We start from the raw sequence: 19659 nt of genomic DNA, 5'->3' as shown, positions 1-19659 counted from the left end.
GGAAGTTGAGTATGTCGCCAATCCAGAAGTACGCCATTGGCGCAGGCGCCGCGGTTCTGCTCTCGCTGATCTTCTTCGGGACCGGATGGATCACCCTGCTGGTCATCCTCGGCGTGATCGCCGCCCCTGTGGTCGGTTACCTGATGCTCGACCCGTCGCAGCGCGAGCGGCTCAAGAGGGCCCGCAGGCGCGGCATCGGCCGCTGAACTCCGCGCGGCGGGGGCCGTGACACGGCCTCCGCCGCGGGCTCAGGCCTCCGTTGCGGGCTCAGGCGTCCGCCGCGCGCTCAGGCCTCCGCTGTCGCCGCCGCCTGCTCCGTCTGCACGCGCTGGGTCACCCGGCGCTCGATGTAGAACGACAGGAACGGCACCGTGCCCCCGACCATGACACCGAGCATGTACTGCCACGTCCAGCGCGCCTTCATGCCCAGGTTCATGACCGCGACCAGGTAGAGCATGTAGAGCCCGCCGTGGATGGGCGCGATGACCTTCGACAGCGTCGGGTCGCCGAAGCCGTAACGCACCACCATGGCCACGCAGAGCACGAGCAGCATGCAGCCGACCACGTAGGCGAGCACCCGGAAGGGCTTCAGAGCCGATTCCACGATTAACCTTCCAGAGCCATCTCAGGGGACTTGGCACGGTCCCGATCGGTTCGTACGGCATCGCGTACGAAGTGGAACCACATGAATACGGCGAATCCTGCGAAGATCCACCAGTTGGCGGCATATGCCAGGTTACGCCAGGTCAGCGTGCCTCCCACCACCGGCGGCTGGATCTCGACCTGCGCCAGCGAGCCGGACGGCGGCTGCGCCACGACGAAGCCGGCGCGTACCTGCTGACCGCTCCACAGGTTGACCAGCTCGCCCGTGGACACCGTCTGCACCTGACCGGCGGGCAGACCCTCCGCGCGCCGCTGCACGCTGTCGGTGCCCTGCTGCGGCCGCAGCCGCCCGGCCACCGTGACCTTGCCCTGCGGCACCGCGGAGACCGCCGGGTCGTCCGCCTTGGCGGTCCAGCCCCGTACCACCGGCATCAGCGTGCCGTCGTCGAGCCGGAGCGGCGTGAGCACCCAGTAGCCGCGGTCACGCGAGACGTTGCCGCCTGGGGCGTCGACGTCGGCCCGCCGGTCGGCGACCAGGAGCTGGCGGCCGGCCTCGTAGACCCCCTCCGCCATGACCTTGCGGCCCACGAGCTCACCGCTCAGCTGCGGGCCCACCTGGGCGAGCGTGCCGACCGCGACGGGCCCGGGATCGGTGGAGGCGTGCGGCTTTCCCGAATCCTGGAAAACGCCGAGCTGCCAGCGCCCGAGCAGGATGAACGCGACGAGGACCCCGATCGTGAGCAGGTGCAACCCCATGAGACGGGGGGAGAACAGGGTCCGCAGCATGTTTCAAAGCTATCCGCCGGGTGGGGTGGTCCCCTAATCAGCCCATGCCTACCGATACCAACAAACAGTGCAAACGACACAGGCGCTCACGCTAGGCTGCTGGCCATGTCTGACCAGCATATCGACCCTTCGGGCAGCACTCAGCAGTTCAAGGCTTTCGCTCAGCGTCGCGAGCAGGAAGCCGCCGCCACCCCCAAGAAGTCCCCCGTCGTACCGATCATCGCGGTCGTCGTCGCGATCGTGATCGTCGGCGTTGCCGCCTTCCTCCTGCTGAAGTAACCCCAGATCTGATCGAACCGCCGCGGGGGCCGTGGCGGTTTCTCGCCGTTCACGCAATCATCCCTTCGGCCCGCCCAACGACGCGCGGGCCCTCGGCCCCCCGCCTCCCTGCCGCCTCCCCTGCCGACGCCGCTCCGGCCCGCGAGGCGCATGCCTCCCAAGAACCTCTGCCGACGCGCAGCACCCCACAGCCAAGAGCCGCCACGCCACGCGCCCGTCCGCGCAGGAACGCGCCACGGCCACCGAACAAGCGAACGGCCACTTGGGGGCGGTGAGGCTGGAGACGCCCAGGGGGCGGGATAGCGGCAAGGATCCGAGCGGGCGCACGAGCGGCGGGCACGCAAAGCCGAAGCGGGCGCGCAGCGCCCGAGCGAGCCCGCGGGTAGCGGTGCGGATGGCGGGACGGGCGCGGGTAGCGGGGTGAGGCGCGGAGGGCGTGAGAGGGGGTCGCTCTGGACCTCGGTGAGGCGGGTTATTACATTGGATTGAGCGTCCAATAAGCGCCACCCCGGGAGGTCAGATGCCAGGGTTAGCGATCATCGGGTCCGGGTTCGCCGGGATCGGCATGGCCATCAAGCTCAAAGAGGCGGGGTACCACGACTTCGTCATCCTGGAGAAGGCCGCCGACCTGGGCGGCACCTGGCGGGACAACACCTACCCCGGCTGCGCGTGCGACGTCCCCTCGCACATGTACTCCTACTCGTACGAGCTGAACCCGGGCTGGTCCCGCATGTTCTCCCCGCAGGAGGAGATCTGGGACTACATGCGCTCGTGCGCCGACAAGTACGGCGTGACCCCGCACATCCGGTACGGCAAGCGCGTCGTCGCGCTCGAGTACGACGACGGCCGGCGCGATTGGTCGGTCACCACGGACGACGGGGCGACGTTGCGGGTGAACGCGGTCGTGTCGGCCATCGGTGCCCTACATATACCGAAATTTCCCGAAATTTCGGGGCGCGAGTCCTTCACCGGCCCCGCCTTCCACTCCGCCGAATGGGACCACTCGATCGACCTGACCGGCAAGCGCGTTGCCGTCATCGGCACCGGCGCCTCCGCCATCCAGTTCGTCCCCCAGATCGCGCCCGCCGCGGGCCACCTGACGGTCTTCCAGCGCACTCCCCCGTGGATCCACCCCAAGCCGGACTTCGCCATCACCCCCGCCACCCGCCGGATCCTCGGCCTGCCCGGCCTGGCCAGAACCATGCGCAACGCCATCTACTGGGCCCTGGAGACACGGGCGCTCGGCTTCACCGTCGACCCGCGCCTGATGAAGGCCCACGAGAAGCTGGCCCTCAGGCATCTCGATGCCCAGGTCCCCGACCCGGACCTGCGCCGCAGGCTCACCCCCGGCTACCTGATCGGCTGCAAGCGCATCCTCATCTCCAGCGACTACTATCCCGCCCTCACCAGGGACAACGTCGAGCTGGTGACCGACGGCATCACCGAGATCAGGCCGCGCTCGGTCGTGGACGCCTCCGGCGCCGAGCACGAGGTCGACGCGATCGTCTACGGCACCGGCTTCAAGGTCGTGGACGCGCTGCAGGAGCAGCACATCGTCGGCAAGGGTGGCCGCAAGCTCCAGGACGCCTGGCAGGACGGCATCGAGACCTACTACGGCATCGCCACGTCCGGCTTCCCGAACCTGTTCTTCCTGCTCGGCCCCAACACGGGCCTCGGGCACAACTCGGTCGTGTTCATGATCGAGTCGCAGGTCCGCTACATCATCGACTGCCTGCGCCTGCTGTCGAGGACGCAGGCCAGGGCCGTGGACGTCAAGCCGGGCGCCCAGCGGGCGTTCGCCCGCCGCCTGCGCGAACGGCTCGACCCCCTCGTCTGGAACGCGGGCGGCTGCGACTCCTGGTATCTGGACGAGCACGGAGTGAACCGGACGATCTGGCCGGGCTTCACCTTCGAGTACTGGGCGCGCACCAGAAGGGTCAAACCCAGCGCGTACGAGCTCATCTACTGAGGAAACACGCAGAACTCGTTGCCCTCCGGGTCGGCCAGCGTCACCCAGTCGTCGTACGTGGCCAGCAGCGTGGCACCCAGCCCGCGCAGCCGGTCGATCTCGGCGTCGAGGTCGTCGGCGCTCAGGTCGAGGTGGAGCCGGTTCTTGACGACCTTGCGCTCGGGCACGTGCTGGAACCACAGCCGCGGCGGCCCGCCCTCGACCAGCACCGTGGGGTCGTCCTCGGGGTCCTCGATGCCCTCGCCGCGCAGCCGCGCCAGCTCGGCCTCGTCGTACGGCGCCACGGCGTAACCGTCGAGCGCCGCCGCCCAGAACCTGGCCAGCGACGCCGGGTGGCGGCAGTCGACCACCACGTCACGCAGCCGGGCCACCGGGCTTCCTCGCCTCGATGAGGAACCTGGAGGAATGCGCCACGAACGGACCCTCCGCCTCGATCCGGTCGTGCAGCTCGCGCAGCCGGTCCGCGTACCGCTCGACCGAGAAGCCCGGCACGATCCAGATCACCTTCCGCAGGAAGTAGATCACTGCCCCCACGTCGCAGAACTCCATCCGCAGCCGCTCGAACCGCAGGTCCACGACCTCGAGCCCGGCCGACCCGGCCGCGGCCCTGGCCTGGTCGGGGTCGCGGGAGGAGCCGTCGTGGGGGCCCATGAAGTAGTGCGTCAGCTCCGCGACGCTCCACGGCCCGACCTGCTGCGAGAAGTAGGCGCCGCCGGGGCGCAGCACGCGGGCGATCTCCTCCCACCAGGTCTCCACCGGATGGCGGCTGGTGACCAGGTCGAAGACGCCGTCCCGGAACGGCAGGCGCGGATCGTCGTCGTCGGCCACCACCCACGCCCCGCGCGGGCGCAGCCGCGAGGCGGCCAGTTTGAGGTTGGGCGGCCAGGACTCGGTGGCCACGGTCACCGCCGGCAGCGTGGGCACGCCGGCCAGGATCTCGCCCCCGCCGGTCTGAACGTCGAGCGCGGCCCCGGCCCCGGCCATCCGCTCGCCGAGCAGCCTGGCGTACCCCCAGGAAGGCCGCTCCTCGCTGGCCCGGCCGTCGAGCCAGGAGAAGTCCCAGCCGTCCACGGAGACCGTGGCGGCCTCCTGGACGAGGTCGTCATACGTACGGCTCATTCTTCGACCTTGTCAGCGGCCCCGCCGGACGTTCAACCAAATTTCGTCATACGCTCCGCATCATGCGCAGCGGCCGCGTACCGCCGCGCGGTCGATGCCGAGGTGGTCGATCAGCCCCGCGACCGGGTCGGGCCGCCCCTGCGCCAGCAGGGCGAACACCAGCTGCCGGGGGGCCTCGACCGCCCTGGTCTTCATCGTCGTGGCCTTGATGGCCTGGTTGATGGTGGCGCGGGCGCTCGACGTCAGCGCGGTCCCGGGCACCTGCGGGTGCTTGCGCGGCGTCCGCGGCAGCAGATCCCCGACCTCCAGGCCGAGCATGCGCAGCGCCGCCCGGTCGAGCTCGTCGAGCGCGGCCCGCGCGCCCGCCACGTCCACGCCGAGAGCGCGGGCGAGGTCCGCGTCGTGCAGGACGCCGAGCAGCAGGTGCTCGGTGCCCAGCCGCCGGTCGCCCCGCTGCCTGGCCTCGTCGAACGCGGCCTTGACGATCACGCCGAACCGGCTCTTCTCAAAGCCGAACATCGCGAACCCCTCACTTCCCGTATTTGGCGTGCACCGACTGCCGTGACATGCCGAGCGCGTCGCCGATCTGCTCCCAGGTCCAGCCCTGCTCCCTGGCCAGCGCCACCGACACCGCCTCGACCTGCTCGGCCAGCCGGTGCAGCGCGCCCACCGCCCGCAGGCCCAAGGCCGGGTCGTTCGACCTGATCCGTTCGGAGAGCTCTGTTACGTCCACCCTGTCAGGCTAGATTGACAGGCGCCGATTTGTCAATCTAGCCTGACAGCCATGGATGACGTGTTGATCGTGGGGGCGGGACCCGTGGGGCTCATGCTCGCGTGCGAGCTGGGCCTGGCGGGAGTCCGCCCGATCGTGCTGGACAAGAGGCCGGAACCGAGCGAGCTGCCCAGGGCCAACGGCCTGGGCGGGCAGATCATCGACCTGCTCGACCACCGCGGCCTGCTGGAGCGCTTCAGCGCGGGCAGCCCGTTCGCCGGGCGGCCACCCGGGTTCCCGTTCGGCTCGGTGCCGCTGCGCTTCGCGGGGGCGGCCGACCTGCCGTTACGGCTGCTGATGATCCAGCAGCCGCGGATGGAGCAGCTGCTCGCCGAGCGCGCCAAGGAGCTCGGAGCCGAGATCAGGCGGGGGTGCGAGGTGCTCTCCCTGGCCCAGGACGAGGAGGGCGTGACACTGGAGCTCGCGGACGGCACGCGGATCCGGGCCCGCTACGTCGTGGGCTGCGACGGCGGGGGCAGCAGCGTACGGCGGGAGGCCGGGATCGGCTTCCCCGGCACGACCGACGACGAGGTGCTGCGCCTCGGGCACTTCGCGACCGGCGCGGACACGGGCGTCTTCGAGGCACTGGAGACCGACGGCCTGGCGCCCGGCTGGAACCGCACCCCGAACGGCCGCCTGCTGCTCACCTCGCTCCAGCACGGCGTGCTGATCGCCGGCGTGCGCGAGAAGGGGGCTCCCGCCGACGGCCCCGTGACCCCGGAGGACTTCCGGGCGGCCGTGCGCCGCGTGCTGGGCCGGGACCTGCCGTTGGGCGAGCCCATCTGGCTGTCCAGCACGGTCGCGCAGGCGCGGCTGGCCGAGCGGTACCGGGCGGGGCGGGTGTTCCTGGCCGGGGACGCCGCGCACCTGTTCCCCGCGGGCGGCTCGGCGCTCAACGTCGGCATGACGGACGCGGCCAACCTCGGCTGGAAGCTGGCCGCCGCGCTCCTGGGGCGGGCCTCCGACGGGCTCCTGGACACGTACGAGTCCGAGCGGCGGCCGGTCGCCGAGCGCGCCCTCATGCAGACGCGGGCACAGGCGGTGCTCGACCGGCTGGAGGGCGAGGACGGGGCGGCGCTGCGGGAGCTGCTCACCGAGGTGTTCGCCTTCGAGGAGCCGCTGCGGCACGTGGCCGGGCTACTGCACGACTCCGGCGTCCGGTACGGCCCGGCGGCGCACCCGCTGGTGGGCCGGTTCGTCCCGGATCTGGCGCTGTCCGGCGGGCGGCGGGTGGCCGAGCTCATGCGCGAGGGCCGGCCCGTGCTGCTCGACCTGGGCGGCGGCGCGACGCTGGACGACGACTGGATCGACGTGGTCAGGGCCCGCGCCGACGACCCGCCCGCCGACGCGCTGCTGATCCGCCCCGACGGCTACGTCGCCTGGGCGGGCACCGACGGGCTCGCCGAAGCGGCCCAGGAATGGTTCGGGCTCACAGCCACCCCGGCTTGACCAGGCCCGATTCGTAGGCGATCACCACGAGCTGGGCGCGGTCGCGGGCGTGCAGCTTCATCATGGCCCGGCTCACGTGCGTCTTGGCCGTCGCCGGTGACATGAACAGCTTGGCCGCGATCTCGTCGTTCGTCATGCCGGTCCCGACCAGGCCGAGCACCTCGCGTTCGCGCTCGGTGAGCTGGTCGAGGCCGTCGGCGGCGACGGGCTCCTTGGCCCGGGAGGCGTACTCGGCGATCAACCGGCGCGTCACGCTCGGCGACAGCAGCGCCTCCCCCGCCGCCACCACCCGGACGGCCTGGATCAGCTCGGCCGGCTCGGTGTCCTTGACCAGGAAGCCGCTGGCCCCGCCGCGCAGCGCCTCGAAGACGTACTCGTCCAGCTCGAACGTCGTCAGGATGATGATGTGCGGCCCCTGCGGCATCTGCCGGGTGGCGGTCAGGCCGTCCATGCCGGGCATGCGGATGTCCATCAGCACCACGTCCGGCTGGCGCTCGCCCGCCAGCCGGACCGCCTCGGCGCCGTCGGAGGCCTCGGCCACCACGGTCATGTCCGGCTGGGCGTCGAGCAGCGCCTTGAAGCCCGCCCGGACCAGCGCCTGGTCGTCGGCCAGCAGCACCTTGATCATGAGGTCTCCTCGGGTAGTGGCAGCCGGGCCTCGACCTGGAACCCCGTGCCGGACGGCCCGGCGACCAGCGTGCCGCCCAGCGCGGAGGCCCGCTCGCGCATGCCGGGGATGCCGTTGCCGCTGCCCGCCTCGGACAGCACGGGGGCGGTCGTCGCGCCGGAGTCCGTGACGTGGATGGCCAGCTCCTGCTCGCCGTACTCCAGGCGCACGCTCACCGACGAGCCAGGCGCGTACCTGGCGGCGTTGGTCAGCGACTCCTGCACGATCCGGTACGCGGCCCGCTCCACCTGCGGCGGCAACGGCCGCGAGCCGACGCGTTTGAGCGCCACGTCCATGCCCGAGCGCTCGATCAGGTCGTCGAGGCGGTCGAGCCCGGCCGTGGGGGAACGGGGCGCCCCTTCGCGAAGGACGTTCAGGACCGAGCGCATCTCGCCCAGAACCTCCTTGGACGCCGTCTTGATGGTGGCCAGAGCGGTCTTGGCGTGGTCAGGGTTGTCGTCGATGAGGTGCAGCGCGGTGGACGCCTGCACGTGGATGAGCGAGATGTTGTGCGCGAGCACGTCGTGCAGCTCCTGCGCCATGGTCAGCCGCTCCTCGCTGGCCTGCCGCCTGGCCTCCTCCTCGGCGACGCGCTCACGCTCGGCCCGGCGCTCCCTGACGATCCTGACCAGCTCGGCCACGACCATGAGCAGCATGATGAACGTGAGGATCCACACGCTGTGGAAGAGGTCGCGGTTGCCGATCAGCCAGGCGTAGGAGAGGAACGACAGCACCGTCATCCCCGCCATGAACCAGGCCATCGCCCTCTTGCCCCGCGTGACCAGCAGGAACAGCAGGATCGCGGGGCTGATGAAGCTGGGGCCGTAGGCGTACCCGCCGGCCAGGTAGAGATCGCACGCGCCGAGCGCGGCGGCGGTCGTGAGCAGCGGGAAACGGCGGTGCAGCAGGATCGCCAGCGGGCCGACCAGCAGCAGCCCGTACGCGTACGGGTCGAGCGGCTCCCTGAGAAACCGCTGCCCCCAGGACGCCCCCTTGGCGATGACGAACTGGGCGGCCGCCACGATGAGGGCGAGATAAGGATCGAATCCGAACTTTCCTCGCACGACCCCTACGCTAGATCAGCGCTCTGACCTGCGCATCATCCCAGCGTGTGAGGGGGCCCTACCGCGACGGGCGTACGTGGGCCATCGTAAGGACCATGCTCCGAGTGATCGTCCCCGCAGCAGCAGTCCTCATCACGCTCGTGTCGGCCCCGCCCGCGCTGGCCGGGCCCCAACAGAAGGTCCCGGTCGCGGAGGGGTACGGCGGCGCCGTCGCCACCGTCGACCTCGACGCCAGCAAGGCCGCCATCGCCGTGCTCAGGAGGGGAGGCAACGCCGTCGACGCCGCCGTCGCCGCGGGCGCGGTGCTGGGCGTCACGGAGCCGTACTCCGCGGGCCTGGCCGGCGGCGGCTTCATGGTGTACTACGACGCCAGGCAGCGCAAGGTCTTCACGATCGACGGCCGTGAGACCGCCCCGCAGGCCATGACCTCGACCACGTTAGAAGGCATCCCGTTCGAGGAGGGCGTCACCAGCGGCCTGTCGGCGGGCATTCCCGGCACGGTCGCGAACTGGGACCTGGCCCTCCGCAAATTCGGCACGATCTCCCTCAAAGAAGCCCTCCAGCCCGCCATCGACGTGGCTTCCAAGGGCTTCGTCGTCGACCAGACCTTCCACCAGCAGACCGCCGACAACGCGGCCCGGTTCAAGGACATCACCTCCACGGCCAAGCTCTACCTCCCCAACGGCGCCCCGCCGCCCGTCGGCTCGGTGTTCAGGAACCCCGAGCTGGCGGCCACGTACCGCGAGCTCGGAAAGCGCGGCCCCGGCTGGCTGTACGGCGGGCAACTCGGCAAGGAGGTCGTGGCCACCGTCAAGCAGCCGCCGGTCACCCCCGGCAGCACCCGCAACGTCCGGCCGGGCCTGATGGAGCTGTCCGACCTGCGGGCCTACCGGGCGCTCCTGCGCGAGCCCACCAAGATCTCCTACAAGGGCAAGGACGTGTACGGCATGGCGCCCCCGTCCTCCGGCGGCTCGACGGTGGGCGAGGCGCTCAACATCCTTGAGGCTCTCCCGCAGGTGGGCCTGCACGAATACCTGGAGGCGTCGAGACTGGCCTTCGCCGACCGCGGCAAGTACGTCGGCGACATCCCCGGCGTGCCGCTCAAGGAGCTGCTGTCCGACGGCTTCGCCAAGGAGCGGGCCTGCCTGATCGGCGACCGGGCGACGGCCCACCCGGCGGCGCCCGGCAGCCCGGACGGCTCGTACGAGCCCTGCGCCCAGCCCACCGGCACCGCCACCCCGATCGCGGACGAAGGCCCCGAGACCACCCATCTCGTCATCGCCGACCGCTGGGGCAACGTGATCGCCTACAACCTGACCATCGAGTCCACCGGCGGCAACGGCATCGTGGTGCCCGGACGCGGCGTGCTGCTCAACAACGAGCTGACCGACTTCACGTTCGGCCCGGCGCCCGGCGACCCGAACCTGCCCGGCCCCGGCAAGCGTCCCCGCTCGTCGATGTCGCCGACGCTGGTGTTCGAGCACGGCAGGCCGGTGCTGGCGGTCGGCTCGCCGGGCGGCTCGACCATCATCACGACCGTGCTGCAGATCCTGGTCAACCGGTACGAGTTCGGGATGAGCCTGCCGGACGCGCTCGCCGCGCCGCGCGCCACGCAGCGCAACACCGCGCAGACCCAGGCCGAGCAGGCGTTCCTGGACAAGTATCGGACCGAGTTGGAGGCCAAGGGGCACAGCTTCGCGCTCAACCCGGAGATCGGGGCGGCGACGGCGCTGGAGTTCGTCGGCCGGGGCCGGATCCAGGCCGTCGCCGAGCCTGTCCGCCGCGGCGGCGGCAGCGCGCTGGTGGTGGCTCCCTAGAAGTCGCCCACATGGTCCTTCGCCCATTCGGCGAAGGACCGCGCGGGCCGGCCCGTCACCTCCTCGACCGTGTTCGTCAGGACGGGTGGCGGGCCGTCGAGCATCTGGGCGTAGCCGTCGAGCAGCGCGTCCACGAACGAGTCGGGGAAGGAGTCGTCGGCCAGCAGCCGCTGCCGCTCCTCCTCCCGGCTGAGCTCCTGCCAGCGCAACGGGCGCCCGAGCGCGTCGCCGAGGATCCGCACCTGCTCGACCTGGGTCAGCACCTGCGGCCCCGTCAGCGCGTAGCGGGCCCCGTCGTGGCCGTCCGTGGTCAGCGCCCGTACGGCCACGGCGGCGATGTCGCGCTCGTGCAGCATCGCCATCGGCACCGCGCCGAACGCGCCGCGCACCACGTCTCCAGAGCGGATCTGGTCGCGCCACCAGAACGCGTTCGCGGCGAACGTGCTGGGCCAGAGCATGGTCCAGGCCAGGCCCGACTGCTCGACGCGCTGTTCGAGCTCGTTGTGCGAAAGGCCGACGGACGAGTCGGGCTGGTCGCGTACCGCGCCCGAGGAGAGCAGGACGACGCGGCGGGCATGTCGCCTGATCGCGCCGACCACGGCGGGGGCGAGGTCCGCGGTGTGGAAGGGCCAGATGAGGAAGACCGACTCGACGCCGTCGAGGCACCGGTCGATGGTTTCGTGGTCGCCCTTGACCACCTCGACGGCCCCCGGCAGGGCCGCCCAGGAGGGGTCACGGGTCATGGCGCGTACGGGGTGGCCGGCCTCGACGAGCTGGTTGACGACCTGGCGGCCGACGTTTCCGGTGGCTCCTGTGACGAGAATCATGGGTCCAAGGTTGGCCCGCGAGCCGAAGGTGCCCCAATTTTTCACGATATTTCGGTAGCTTTCCTCCAGAGCATTAGCCTGAACGGATGGAATCCGCCGAACTCGACGGCGTGGACCGCGGTCTGGTGCACGCGCTCCAGCTCGACGGCCGCGCCCCCTTCGCCAGGATCGCCGACGTGCTCGGCGTCTCCGAGCAGACCGTCGCCCGCCGCTACCGCAGGCTCACGGCGGCCGGCGTGATCAGGGTGGTGGGCGGCCTCGACGGCGCGCTCCTCGGCTACACGCCGTGGACCATCCGCGTACGCTGCACACCCGACGCGGGCACCGCCATCGCCGAGGCCCTGGCCAGGAGGCCCGACACGTACTGGGTGCACCTGCTGTCCGGCGGCACCGAGATCTCGTGCTTCGCCCAGTCGCCCGACACGGTCCTGCTGGAGAAGCTGCCCCGGACCAGCCGCGTCCTGTCCATGACCGCGCATTCGCTCCTGCGCGGCTTCGCCCTGCCCGACGGCTGGCAGGGCCTGGCCTGGCTCACCGCGGAGCAGGCCGACCTGCTGCGCCCCGAGCCGCGTACCGGATCGGACGGCATCGTCCTCCAGGAGGAGGACCACCGCCTCCTGGACGTGCTGGCCAGGGACGGCCGGGCCGGGTACACGGAGCTGGCCAGGGCCACCGGCTGGTCGGAGGCCACGGCCAAGCGCCGGCTGCGCCAGTTGCGCGGGTCCGGCGCGCTCACCATCCAGCTCGACTACTCCCCCAGGCTGCTCGGCTACCGCGCCGAGGCCCGGCTGTGGATGGCCGTGCGCCCCTCCGAGCTGCTCCAGGTGGCCGGGACCCTCGCGGGCCACCCCGAGATCTCCTTCGCCAGCGTCACCACCGGCCCGACCAACCTCCTCGCCACCGCCATCTGCCGCGACAACGCCGACCTGTACCGCTACCTCACCGAACGGGTGAGCGCCCTGGACGCCGTCCAGACGCTGGAGACCGCCCCCGTCCTCCGGACGGTCAAACGCACCGGCGCACTACCCCCACAGGTGTACGGGCGACCCGCGTGAACACTCCCCCGGGCTGACTCCGAACAGGGCCTGACGTGCGATTCGGCCCGCCCCTCCGACCGGCACGCTGAAAGGCATCACGTCAAGGAGGAGACATGCACAGCTTCTGGCCGATCATCCCGTTCTTCTGGGGCCTGTTCTGGGTCGCCGTCGTCGCGCTGGCCATCACGGCCCGGCACAAGGGCTGGTGGGGGCCGCGCCACGCGCACGTCGCGGCTGCCGCGTCGCCCACCGCCGGAGCAGAGCGGATCCTCGCCGAGCGGTACGCCCGCGGCGAGATGAGCGAGGACGAGTACTTCGAGAAGGTGTCCGTTCTCAAAGGCTGGACATCCTAAACATCACTAAGGGTGCAATTACTGTCACTGGCCGCATTTCTGGACCGGCGTTACGGTTCGTGTACCGGATACATAGAGAGCGGGGACAGGTATGCGATCCGTCGCCAGGTTCTGCGGCCAGTGTGACTGCGGGTGCCCCGAGCTGTTCGTGGACGACACGGCGTCCGTCGAGCGCCAGGTGGTCATCACCGACGACTTCGGGCAGCGCGTGGAGATGAGCCTCGACCAGTTCGGCTCGATCGTCGAGGCCGCCAAGAGCGGGTCTCTGGACAGTCTGGCGCTCGCCCGCTGAGCGCCGTCACCCTGCTGGCCGGCGGAGTCGCCGCCGGGCTGGTGGCGGGGACGGCCTCGTGCACCGCGGCGCAGGGCAGCCTGCTCATGGGCCTGGTCGATCACTGCCACGGGCGCGATCCCGCGCTGGTCGGCTGGTTCCTGGCGGGGCGGCTGGCCTCGTACACCACGGCCGGAGCGCTGCTCGGGCTGCTCGGCTCGGCCGTCAGCCTCCCGCCCGCGGCCCGCGCGGTGCTGCTCGTCGCGGCCGGGCTCACCGTGATCGTCTTCGCCGTCCGGCTGATGCGGCGCGGTCACTGCGCGGCCAAACCCGAGGCCGGCGCCCCCTCGCGCTACAAGGCGCCGCTGCTGGGCGCGGCCACCATCCTGGTGCCCTGCGGCGTGACCCTCGGCATGGAGATGATCGCGATCTCCAGCGGCTCCCCGGTGGCGGGGGCGGCGGCCATGGCGGGGTTCGTGCTCGGCACCGCTCCGGCGTTCGCGCTGCTCGGGTACGTGCTGCGGCGTGTCTCCCGCACCCGGCTGGCCCGGCTCGCCGCGGTCGTGGCCGTCGCCGCCGGGCTCTGGACCGTCGGCGCGGGGCTCACCCTGGGCGGCTGGATCGGCGGCACCCCGCCGGCCGCGTCCACTCCCCTGCCCGCCGCGCCGGGCCCGGGCGAGCAGATCGTGACGGTCTGGGCGACCCGCGAGGGCTACCGGCCGGCCGTCGTGGCGGCCCGCGCCGGAGCACCGGTCGAGGTGGTGTTCAAGCTGGTCGACCGGGGATGCACCGGCACGGTCACGATCGGCGGGCGCGACGTCGCGCTGCCGGCCACCGTACGCCTGCCGCCGCAGCCGAAGGGCGCGCTGCGGTACGTGTGCGGGATGGGCATGTACACGGGCTTCATCGACTTCTCGTGACGCCATGTCGGCGATTACCGTTCGTGATCACGCGATCACGTGCCACGCTGGTCGCCATGGCCTGGCAAGGAGAGGTCGCGGCGCCGTCCGTACCGGCGCCGCGCGTGGGAGACGAGCCCGAGCTGCTGGCCGCCGCGGGAGCCGGCGACGCGCAGGCCGCGCACCGGCTCGGCAAGCTCTATGCCCAGCACGGCGACCGCGCGGCCGCCAAGCACTGGTGGGAGCGGGCGGCCGAGGGCGGCAACCTGGACAGCGCGTACAACCTGGGCGTCTGGCACGAGATGCACGGCAGCCTGGTGGATGCCGTCAGCTGGTACGAACTCGCGGCCGGCGCCGGCGACGCCGAGGCGGCGAGCAACCTGGCGACGCTCCTGCTGGAGCAGCGCGGAGACCCCGACAGGGCCCGGCGCTGGTACGAGGTCGCCGCCCACGGCGGCTCCAGCACCGCGGCCCGCAGGCTGGCGCTGATGTGCGAGGACGCGGGCGAGCTGGCGGCGGCCCGCGAGTGGCACCGCACGGCGGCCGCGGAAGGCGACATGGCCTCGGCGCACGACCTGGGCTTCCTCGCCTACGCGACGGGCGACGACGAGGAGACCGTGCGCTGGTGGGAGTACGCGGCCAGGGGCGGCCACCCGGACTCGGCGTACTGCATGGGCCTCTACCTGCACGCCAGCCGCGACCCCGAGGGCGCGGAGGCCTACTACCGGCTGGCCGCCAAGAGCGAGCACCCGGGCGCCGCCTCCCAGCTCGGCGAGATCGCGCTGTCCATGGGCGACCTGCGGATCGCCCGCGCCTGGTTCGAGCAGGCCGCCGGCGCCGGGCGCGGCTACGACCAGCGGATGGCCGGGTTCGTCTGCGTCGAGCTGAGGGACTGCGCGGCGGCCAGCCACTGGTTCGGCCGGGCGGCGGCCGGCGGGGACGCCGAGGCGGCCTTCAACTACGGCCTGCTGCTGATCGCCGAGTTCGGCGACCTGGCGGGCGGGCAGCACTGGTTCCGGCAGGCGGCGCGGGCCGGGCACCGCGGGGCCGCCGTCGAGCTGGGCGGGCTGCTGTCGGTGGCCGGTGAGCTGGGCGAGGCCCAGGAATGGCTGTCCGATCCGCCGCCGCCCACGTGGGGGCGGCACGCCGAGCCGGAGCTGGCCGCCAGGGCCGAGCTGGCCGCGGCGGCCACCGGCCGCAGGGGCGGCGCCGCGCTGGACGTGGGCGACCTGACCGAGGTGCTCGGCACGTGGGATCTGGTGACCCGGCCGCTGCACGACCACTCCGACGTGATCGGGTGGCTGGTGGGGCGCAGCGGGCTGCACCCGAGCGCGATCGAGCACCTGGCGTCGGTGCGCGGCACGCTGCTGCGTCCCGGGACCGCGCCGTGGCCGAGCTGCGGCGAGATCGAGTACGTGCTGGCCACGGCCCGCGACCTGCGCAAGCGCCTGGGCGTGCGCTGATCGGCGCACGCCCGGGCGCTCCTCGTCACACCAGTTCGGTCACCGGGGTGAACGGCAGGCCGAGCGCCTCGGCCACCGGCCCGTTGGTGAGCAGGCCGTCGTGCGTGTTGAGCCCGCCCGCGAGGCCGGCGTCCGTCCTGAGCGCCTCGCGCCAGCCCAGGTCGGCCAGCTTGACCGCGTACGGGAGGGTCGCGTTCGTCAGGGCGTACGTGGAGGTGTTGGCCACGGAGCCCGGCATGTTGGCCACGCAGTAGAAGACCGACTCGTGCACCTTGTACGTCGGCTCGGCGTGCGTGGTCGGGCGCGAGTCCTCGAAGCAGCCGCCCTGGTCGATGGCGATGTCGACGAGCACGGAGCCCGGCTTCATGCGCGAGACCAGGTCGTTGGAGACCAGCGTCGGGGCCTTGGCGCCGGGGATCAGCACCGCGCCGATGACCAGGTCGGCCTGAAGGACCTCCTGCTCGATCGCGTACGACGTCGAGACCAGCGTCCTGAGCCGGCCCTGGTAGATGGCGTCGATGAAGCGCAGGCGGTCGATGTTCGTGTCGAGCACGGTGACGTCGGCGCCCATACCGACGGCGATCTGCGCGGCGTTGAGGCCGGAGACCCCGCCCCCGATCACGACAACCTTGGCCGGGGCCACACCGGGTACGCCGCCCGGCAGGACGCCGCGGCCGCCGTTGAAGCGCATCAGGTTGTAGGCGCCTACCTGCGGCGCGAGGCGGCCGGCGACCTCGGACATCGGGGCGAGCAGCGGCAGCGCGTTGCCCACCTGGACGGTCTCGTACGCGATACCGGTCGTCCTGGCCTTCAGCAGCGCGTCCGTGCAGGGGCGCGAGGCGGCCAGGTGCAGGTACGTGAAGAGCACGAGGCCCTCACGCAGCCGGTGGTACTCCTCGGCGATGGGCTCCTTGACCTTGAGCACCATCTCCGCTTCGCCCCATACGGCGTCGGCACCGTCGAGGATCTTCGCCCCCGCCGAGAGATATTCCTCGTCCGGGATGTGCGAGCCCAGGCCCGCACCCCGCTGGACCAGGACGTCGTGGCCGTGGCGCACCAGCTCGTGAACTCCGGCGGGCGTGGCGGCGACGCGATATTCGTGGTTCTTGACCTCGGCAGGGACGCCGATCTTCATGGTTGATCCTTTCGCGAAACCGGCACGCCGTCGTACCGGACTGAGGGGTGGTTCTGTCGGGCCTCTACAGACGCGTCCACGCTTCGGTGAGCACGCCACGGAGTATCGACCCGATCTCGGCGAACTCCTCGGGCCCCGCGATCAGCGGGGGCGCCAGCTGGATGACAGGGTCGCCACGGTCGTCGGCGCGGCAGTAGAGGCCCGCGTCGAACAGCGCCTTGGACAGGAAGCCGCGCAGCAGCCGCTCCGACTCGTCGGCGGAGAACGTCTCCTTGGTGGCCTTGTCCTTGACCAGCTCGATGCCCCAGAAGTAGCCCGAGCCGCGCACGTCGCCGACGATCGGCAGGTCGCGCAGGCCGTCGAGGGTCTCCTTGAACAGCGGCTCGTTCCTGGAGACGTGGCCGAGCAGGTCCTCGCGCTCGAAGATGTCGAGGTTGGCCAGCGCCACGGCCGACGAGACCGGGTGGCCGCCGAAGGTGTAGCCGTGGGCGAACATGGCGTCGCCGCCCTTGAACGGCTCGAACAGCCGCTCGTGCGCGATCATGGCGCCGATGGGCGAGTAGCCGCTGGTCATGCCCTTGGCACAGGTGATGATGTCCGGCACGTAGTCGAACTTCTGGCCGCCGAACATCGTGCCGAGCCGGCCGAAGGCGCAGATGACCTCGTCGGAGACGAGCAGCACGTCGTACTCGTCGCAGATCTCGCGCAGGCGCTGCCAGTAGCCGGGAGGGGGCGGGAAGCAGCCACCGGCGTTCTGGACGGGCTCGGCGAAGACGGCGGCGACGGTGTCGGGGCCCTCCATCTCGATGGCGCGGGCCACGCGCTCGGCCGCCCAGATGCCGTACTCCTCGGGCGTCATGCCCTTGACGCCGGTGATCTCGTCGGCGCGGTAGTGGTTGGTGTTGGGGACCCGGACCGAGCCCGGCACCAGCGGCTCGAACATCTGCTTGAACGCGGGGATGCCGGTGATCGACAGCGCGCCCTGCGGGGTGCCGTGGTAGGCGATCTGGCGGCTGATGACCTTGTGCTTGAGCGGCTTGCCGATGAGCTTGTAGTACTGCTTGGCCAGCTTCCAGGCGGTCTCGACCGCCTCACCGCCGCCGGTGGTGAAGAAGACGCGGTTGAGCTCGCCGGGCGTGTACGAGGCCAGCCGCTGGGCCAGCTCGGCGGCCTTCGGGTGGGCGTAGGACCACAGCGGGAAGAACGCCAGCTCCTGAGCCTGCTTGGCGGCGGCCTCGGCCAGCTCCTGGCGTCCGTGGCCGACCTGGACCACGAAGAGTCCGGCCAGCCCGTCGAGGTAGCGCTTGCCGTGGATGTCGTAGACGTAGGACCCCTCACCGCGCACGATGGTCGGGATCTCGGACTGCTGATAGGCGCTGTGCCTGGTGAAGTGCAACCACAGGTTGTCCTGCGCGGCCTTCAGGACGTCGTTTTCCGGCTGCGTCATGGTTATCTTCCCTCGTGTCTCAACTCCCCACAGTCTGCATGCTCACCTGGGGATTTGCCAAGCGAATCGGTCGTAGCAATATGCAAGAAAATCGGTATCCGCAGATCGACTATGTAACGGCGACGAAATCCGCATGTAGATTGGCGCGCGGGTCACCAGCGCCGCTTTGGCGTTCTCGCACGTGGAACGTTGTGTGATCCAATGAGACCAACATGTTGAGACCAGCCAGAACCTTCTGATAACGACCCCCGGGGGACCCTTCCGTGACTCCTGACCAGATTGAGAGCGCCGTCGCCGCCGCGATGCCCCAGGCCGTCGAGGAGCTGCGGCGGCTGGCCGCCATACCCTCCGTGGCCTTCCCCGGGCACCCGGAGGAGCCGGTCTTCGCCGCCGCCGCGATGACGGAGGAGCTGCTGCGCTCCGTGGGCCTGCCGCGTGTCCAGCAGGTGCCGGTCGAAGGCAGCTTCCCGGCGATCTTCGGCGAGGCCCCCGCGCCGCCCGGCGCGCCCACGGTCCTGCTGTACGCGCACTACGACGTGCAGCCCGCGGGCGACCCGGCCGCGTGGCGCACTCCGCCGTTCGAGCCGACCTTGATCGACGGCAAGCTGTACGGGCGGGGCTGCGCGGACGACAAGTCCGGCATCCTCTCCCACATCACCGCCCTGCGCGCCTTCCAGGGCCGCTTCCCCGTGGGCATCAAGGTCATCATCGAGGGCCAGGAGGAGTACGCGGGCGAGCGCCTGGAGGCGTTCGTCGAGCGCAACCCCGAGCTGCTGCGGGCCGACGCCATCGTGGTGGCCGACACCGGCAACCCGCGGGTCGGCGACCCGGCGGTCACGACCTCGCTGCGCGGCATGGCGGCGTTCACCATCGAGGCGCGCACGCTGCGGGAGCCGGTGCACAGCGGCTCGTTCGGCGGCGCGGCCCCCGACGCGCTGGCCGCCCTCATGCGCATGCTGACCTCGCTGCACGACGACAACGGCGACATCCGCGTGCCCGGCCTGCCGCGCGGCACCTTCCTCGGGCAGGGGCCGTCGGAGGAGGAGTTCAGGAAGACGGCCGGCGTCCTCGACGGTGTCTCGCTGGTGGGCTCGGGCTCGCTGGCCGACCGGCTCTGGGCGTCGTACGCGATCACGGTGACGGGCCTGGACGTGCCGACGGTCTCGGGCGCGGTGAACGCGGTCCAGCCCGCCGCGCGGGCCCGCGTGACCGTACGCGTCCCCCCGGCGGGCGACCCGAAGGCGACGGTGAACGCCGTGGTCGAGTTCCTGCGCAAGGTGGCGCCGTGGGGCGTCCAGGTGTCGTTCACGGACCTGACAGTGGGCTCGGGCTTCCAGGCGGACTCGGGCGGCAAGGCCCGCGCCGCCCTCAACCGGGCCATGGAGCGCGCCTTCGGCCGCCCGCCCAGGGACGTGGGCGCCGGAGGCTCGATCCCCCTGGTCAACACGCTCCTGAAGCAGTTCCCCGCGGCGGAGATCCTGCTGTTCGGGGCGGAGGACGAGGACGCGGCCATCCACGCGCCCAACGAGCGGGTGGACCTTGAGGAGCTACGGCGGGTGGCGACGACGGAGGCCCTGTTCCTCCACGAGCTCAGCCTCCCCACCGCGCTCGGGGTGTGACGACAGGTCGTGCGGGCTCGCCTCGGATGGGGTCAGGTCGTTGAGAAACGTGGCGTTCTGGGCACTGGGGCGCTTGGCCGTAC

22 protein-coding genes are annotated in these 19659 nt (G+C 71.4%); 11 read left to right on the top strand and 11 right to left on the bottom strand.

Features of this window, described 5'->3' with window-relative positions; genetic code table 11:
- Window positions 1-11: 11 nt before the first annotated feature.
- A complete protein-coding gene (locus tag ACWEPL_RS38295; RefSeq protein ID WP_350728518.1) occupies window positions 12-206 on the top strand; it encodes a hypothetical protein in 195 nt (64 codons plus the stop codon).
- Window positions 207-286: 80 nt separating this feature from the next.
- Here the strand turns inward: ACWEPL_RS38295 and ACWEPL_RS38290 are convergent, their stop codons facing one another.
- On the bottom strand, window positions 287-604 hold the full coding sequence (locus ACWEPL_RS38290) for a DUF3817 domain-containing protein (protein WP_350728517.1): 318 nt from the start codon (window positions 602-604) through the stop codon (window positions 287-289).
- A 2-nt stretch (window positions 605-606) separates the two neighbouring features.
- Window positions 607-1389, bottom strand: a complete 783-nt coding sequence (locus tag ACWEPL_RS38285) for an SURF1 family protein (protein ID WP_363962575.1) — start codon at window positions 1387-1389, stop codon at window positions 607-609.
- Between the two features lie 105 nt (window positions 1390-1494).
- On the opposite strand from ACWEPL_RS38285, the gene ACWEPL_RS38280 reads away from it, so the two are divergent.
- Both ACWEPL_RS38280 and ACWEPL_RS38275 read left to right on the top strand, forming a co-directional pair.
- Window positions 1495-1668, top strand: coding sequence for a hypothetical protein (locus ACWEPL_RS38280; protein WP_192790321.1), 174 nt, complete (start codon window positions 1495-1497; stop codon window positions 1666-1668).
- A gap of 520 nt (window positions 1669-2188) precedes the next feature.
- Window positions 2189-3637 (top strand): flavin-containing monooxygenase, encoded by a 1449-nt coding sequence (locus ACWEPL_RS38275; protein ID WP_452439047.1) that lies wholly within the window; start codon window positions 2189-2191, stop codon window positions 3635-3637.
- On the opposite strand, the gene ACWEPL_RS38270 is transcribed toward ACWEPL_RS38275, so the two are convergent.
- From ACWEPL_RS38270 to ACWEPL_RS38255, 4 genes are read right to left on the bottom strand one after another with little or no spacing between them, the layout of a single operon-like run.
- Window positions 3631-4008 carry a VOC family protein gene (locus tag ACWEPL_RS38270; protein ID WP_350728513.1) on the bottom strand — a complete coding sequence of 126 codons (378 nt, stop codon included), beginning with the start codon at window positions 4006-4008 and terminating at the stop codon, window positions 3631-3633. The genes ACWEPL_RS38275 and ACWEPL_RS38270 overlap by 7 nt on opposite strands.
- Window positions 3992-4756, bottom strand: coding sequence for a class I SAM-dependent methyltransferase (locus ACWEPL_RS38265; protein ID WP_452439046.1), 765 nt, complete (start codon window positions 4754-4756; stop codon window positions 3992-3994). The genes ACWEPL_RS38270 and ACWEPL_RS38265 overlap by 17 nt, the downstream gene beginning before the upstream one ends.
- Window positions 4757-4816: 60 nt before the next feature.
- Window positions 4817-5275, bottom strand: coding sequence for a Clp protease N-terminal domain-containing protein (locus ACWEPL_RS38260; protein WP_350728511.1), 459 nt, complete (start codon window positions 5273-5275; stop codon window positions 4817-4819).
- 10 nt (window positions 5276-5285) lie between these two features.
- Entirely contained in the window at window positions 5286-5489 is a 204-nt protein-coding gene (locus ACWEPL_RS38255) for a helix-turn-helix domain-containing protein (RefSeq protein ID WP_185071099.1), read from the bottom strand.
- Between the two features lie 51 nt (window positions 5490-5540).
- Here ACWEPL_RS38255 and ACWEPL_RS38250 point away from each other — a divergent pair, with 51 nt between their 5' ends.
- On the top strand, window positions 5541-6977 hold the full coding sequence (locus tag ACWEPL_RS38250; protein ID WP_452439045.1) for an FAD-dependent oxidoreductase: 1437 nt from the start codon (window positions 5541-5543) through the stop codon (window positions 6975-6977).
- On the opposite strand, the gene ACWEPL_RS38245 is transcribed toward ACWEPL_RS38250, so the two are convergent.
- Window positions 6958-7605, bottom strand: a complete 648-nt coding sequence (locus ACWEPL_RS38245) for a response regulator (RefSeq protein ID WP_452439044.1) — start codon at window positions 7603-7605, stop codon at window positions 6958-6960. The two genes, ACWEPL_RS38250 and ACWEPL_RS38245, sit on opposite strands and share 20 nt — an antisense overlap.
- On the bottom strand, window positions 7602-8708 hold the full coding sequence (locus ACWEPL_RS38240) for a sensor histidine kinase (RefSeq protein ID WP_452439043.1): 1107 nt from the start codon (window positions 8706-8708) through the stop codon (window positions 7602-7604). Before ACWEPL_RS38240 ends, ACWEPL_RS38245 begins: the two co-directional genes overlap by 4 nt.
- 95 nt (window positions 8709-8803) lie before the next feature.
- Between ACWEPL_RS38240 and ggt the strand changes: the two genes are divergently transcribed.
- Window positions 8804-10525, top strand: coding sequence for a gamma-glutamyltransferase (gene ggt, locus ACWEPL_RS38235; protein WP_452439042.1), 1722 nt, complete (start codon window positions 8804-8806; stop codon window positions 10523-10525).
- On the opposite strand, the gene ACWEPL_RS38230 is transcribed toward ggt, so the two are convergent.
- A complete protein-coding gene (locus tag ACWEPL_RS38230) occupies window positions 10522-11352 on the bottom strand; it encodes an NAD(P)H-binding protein (RefSeq protein WP_452439041.1) in 831 nt (276 codons plus the stop codon). The genes ggt and ACWEPL_RS38230 overlap by 4 nt on opposite strands.
- 86 nt (window positions 11353-11438) lie before the next feature.
- On the opposite strand from ACWEPL_RS38230, the gene ACWEPL_RS38225 reads away from it, so the two are divergent.
- From ACWEPL_RS38225 to ACWEPL_RS38205, 5 genes are all read left to right on the top strand, one after another.
- Entirely contained in the window at window positions 11439-12407 is a 969-nt protein-coding gene (locus ACWEPL_RS38225) for an Lrp/AsnC family transcriptional regulator (RefSeq protein ID WP_363962568.1), read from the top strand.
- A 95-nt stretch (window positions 12408-12502) separates the two neighbouring features.
- The gene (locus ACWEPL_RS38220; RefSeq protein ID WP_350728504.1) at window positions 12503-12742 is read left to right on the top strand and encodes an SHOCT domain-containing protein; all 240 of its coding nucleotides are present in this window, start codon (window positions 12503-12505) and stop codon (window positions 12740-12742) included.
- Window positions 12743-12833: 91 nt separating this feature from the next.
- Window positions 12834-13034 carry a hypothetical protein gene (locus ACWEPL_RS38215; RefSeq protein ID WP_452439040.1) on the top strand — a complete coding sequence of 67 codons (201 nt, stop codon included), beginning with the start codon at window positions 12834-12836 and terminating at the stop codon, window positions 13032-13034.
- A 41-nt stretch (window positions 13035-13075) separates the two neighbouring features.
- Entirely contained in the window at window positions 13076-13933 is an 858-nt protein-coding gene (locus tag ACWEPL_RS38210) for an urease accessory protein UreH domain-containing protein (protein WP_452439039.1), read from the top strand.
- Window positions 13934-13989: 56 nt separating this feature from the next.
- Window positions 13990-15375 carry a tetratricopeptide repeat protein gene (locus ACWEPL_RS38205; protein WP_350728501.1) on the top strand — a complete coding sequence of 462 codons (1386 nt, stop codon included), beginning with the start codon at window positions 13990-13992 and terminating at the stop codon, window positions 15373-15375.
- Window positions 15376-15400: 25 nt separating this feature from the next.
- Here ACWEPL_RS38205 and ald read toward each other — a convergent pair whose 3' ends face one another.
- Window positions 15401-16510, bottom strand: a complete 1110-nt coding sequence (gene ald / locus ACWEPL_RS38200; protein WP_363962565.1) for an alanine dehydrogenase — start codon at window positions 16508-16510, stop codon at window positions 15401-15403.
- A 64-nt stretch (window positions 16511-16574) separates the two neighbouring features.
- Window positions 16575-17957: an aspartate aminotransferase family protein gene (locus ACWEPL_RS38195; RefSeq protein WP_350728499.1), complete on the bottom strand. Its 1383-nt coding sequence runs from the start codon at window positions 17955-17957 to the stop codon at window positions 16575-16577.
- A 263-nt stretch (window positions 17958-18220) separates the two neighbouring features.
- On the opposite strand from ACWEPL_RS38195, the gene ACWEPL_RS38190 reads away from it, so the two are divergent.
- The gene (locus tag ACWEPL_RS38190; RefSeq protein ID WP_363962564.1) at window positions 18221-19576 is read left to right on the top strand and encodes a dipeptidase; all 1356 of its coding nucleotides are present in this window, start codon (window positions 18221-18223) and stop codon (window positions 19574-19576) included.
- Window positions 19577-19659 lie beyond the last annotated feature (83 nt).

It is taken from the genome of Nonomuraea sp. NPDC004186 (assembly GCF_053603495.1).
Note: the sequence above shows the minus strand (reverse complement) of the source record. Positions and strands in the feature narration are given on the sequence as shown.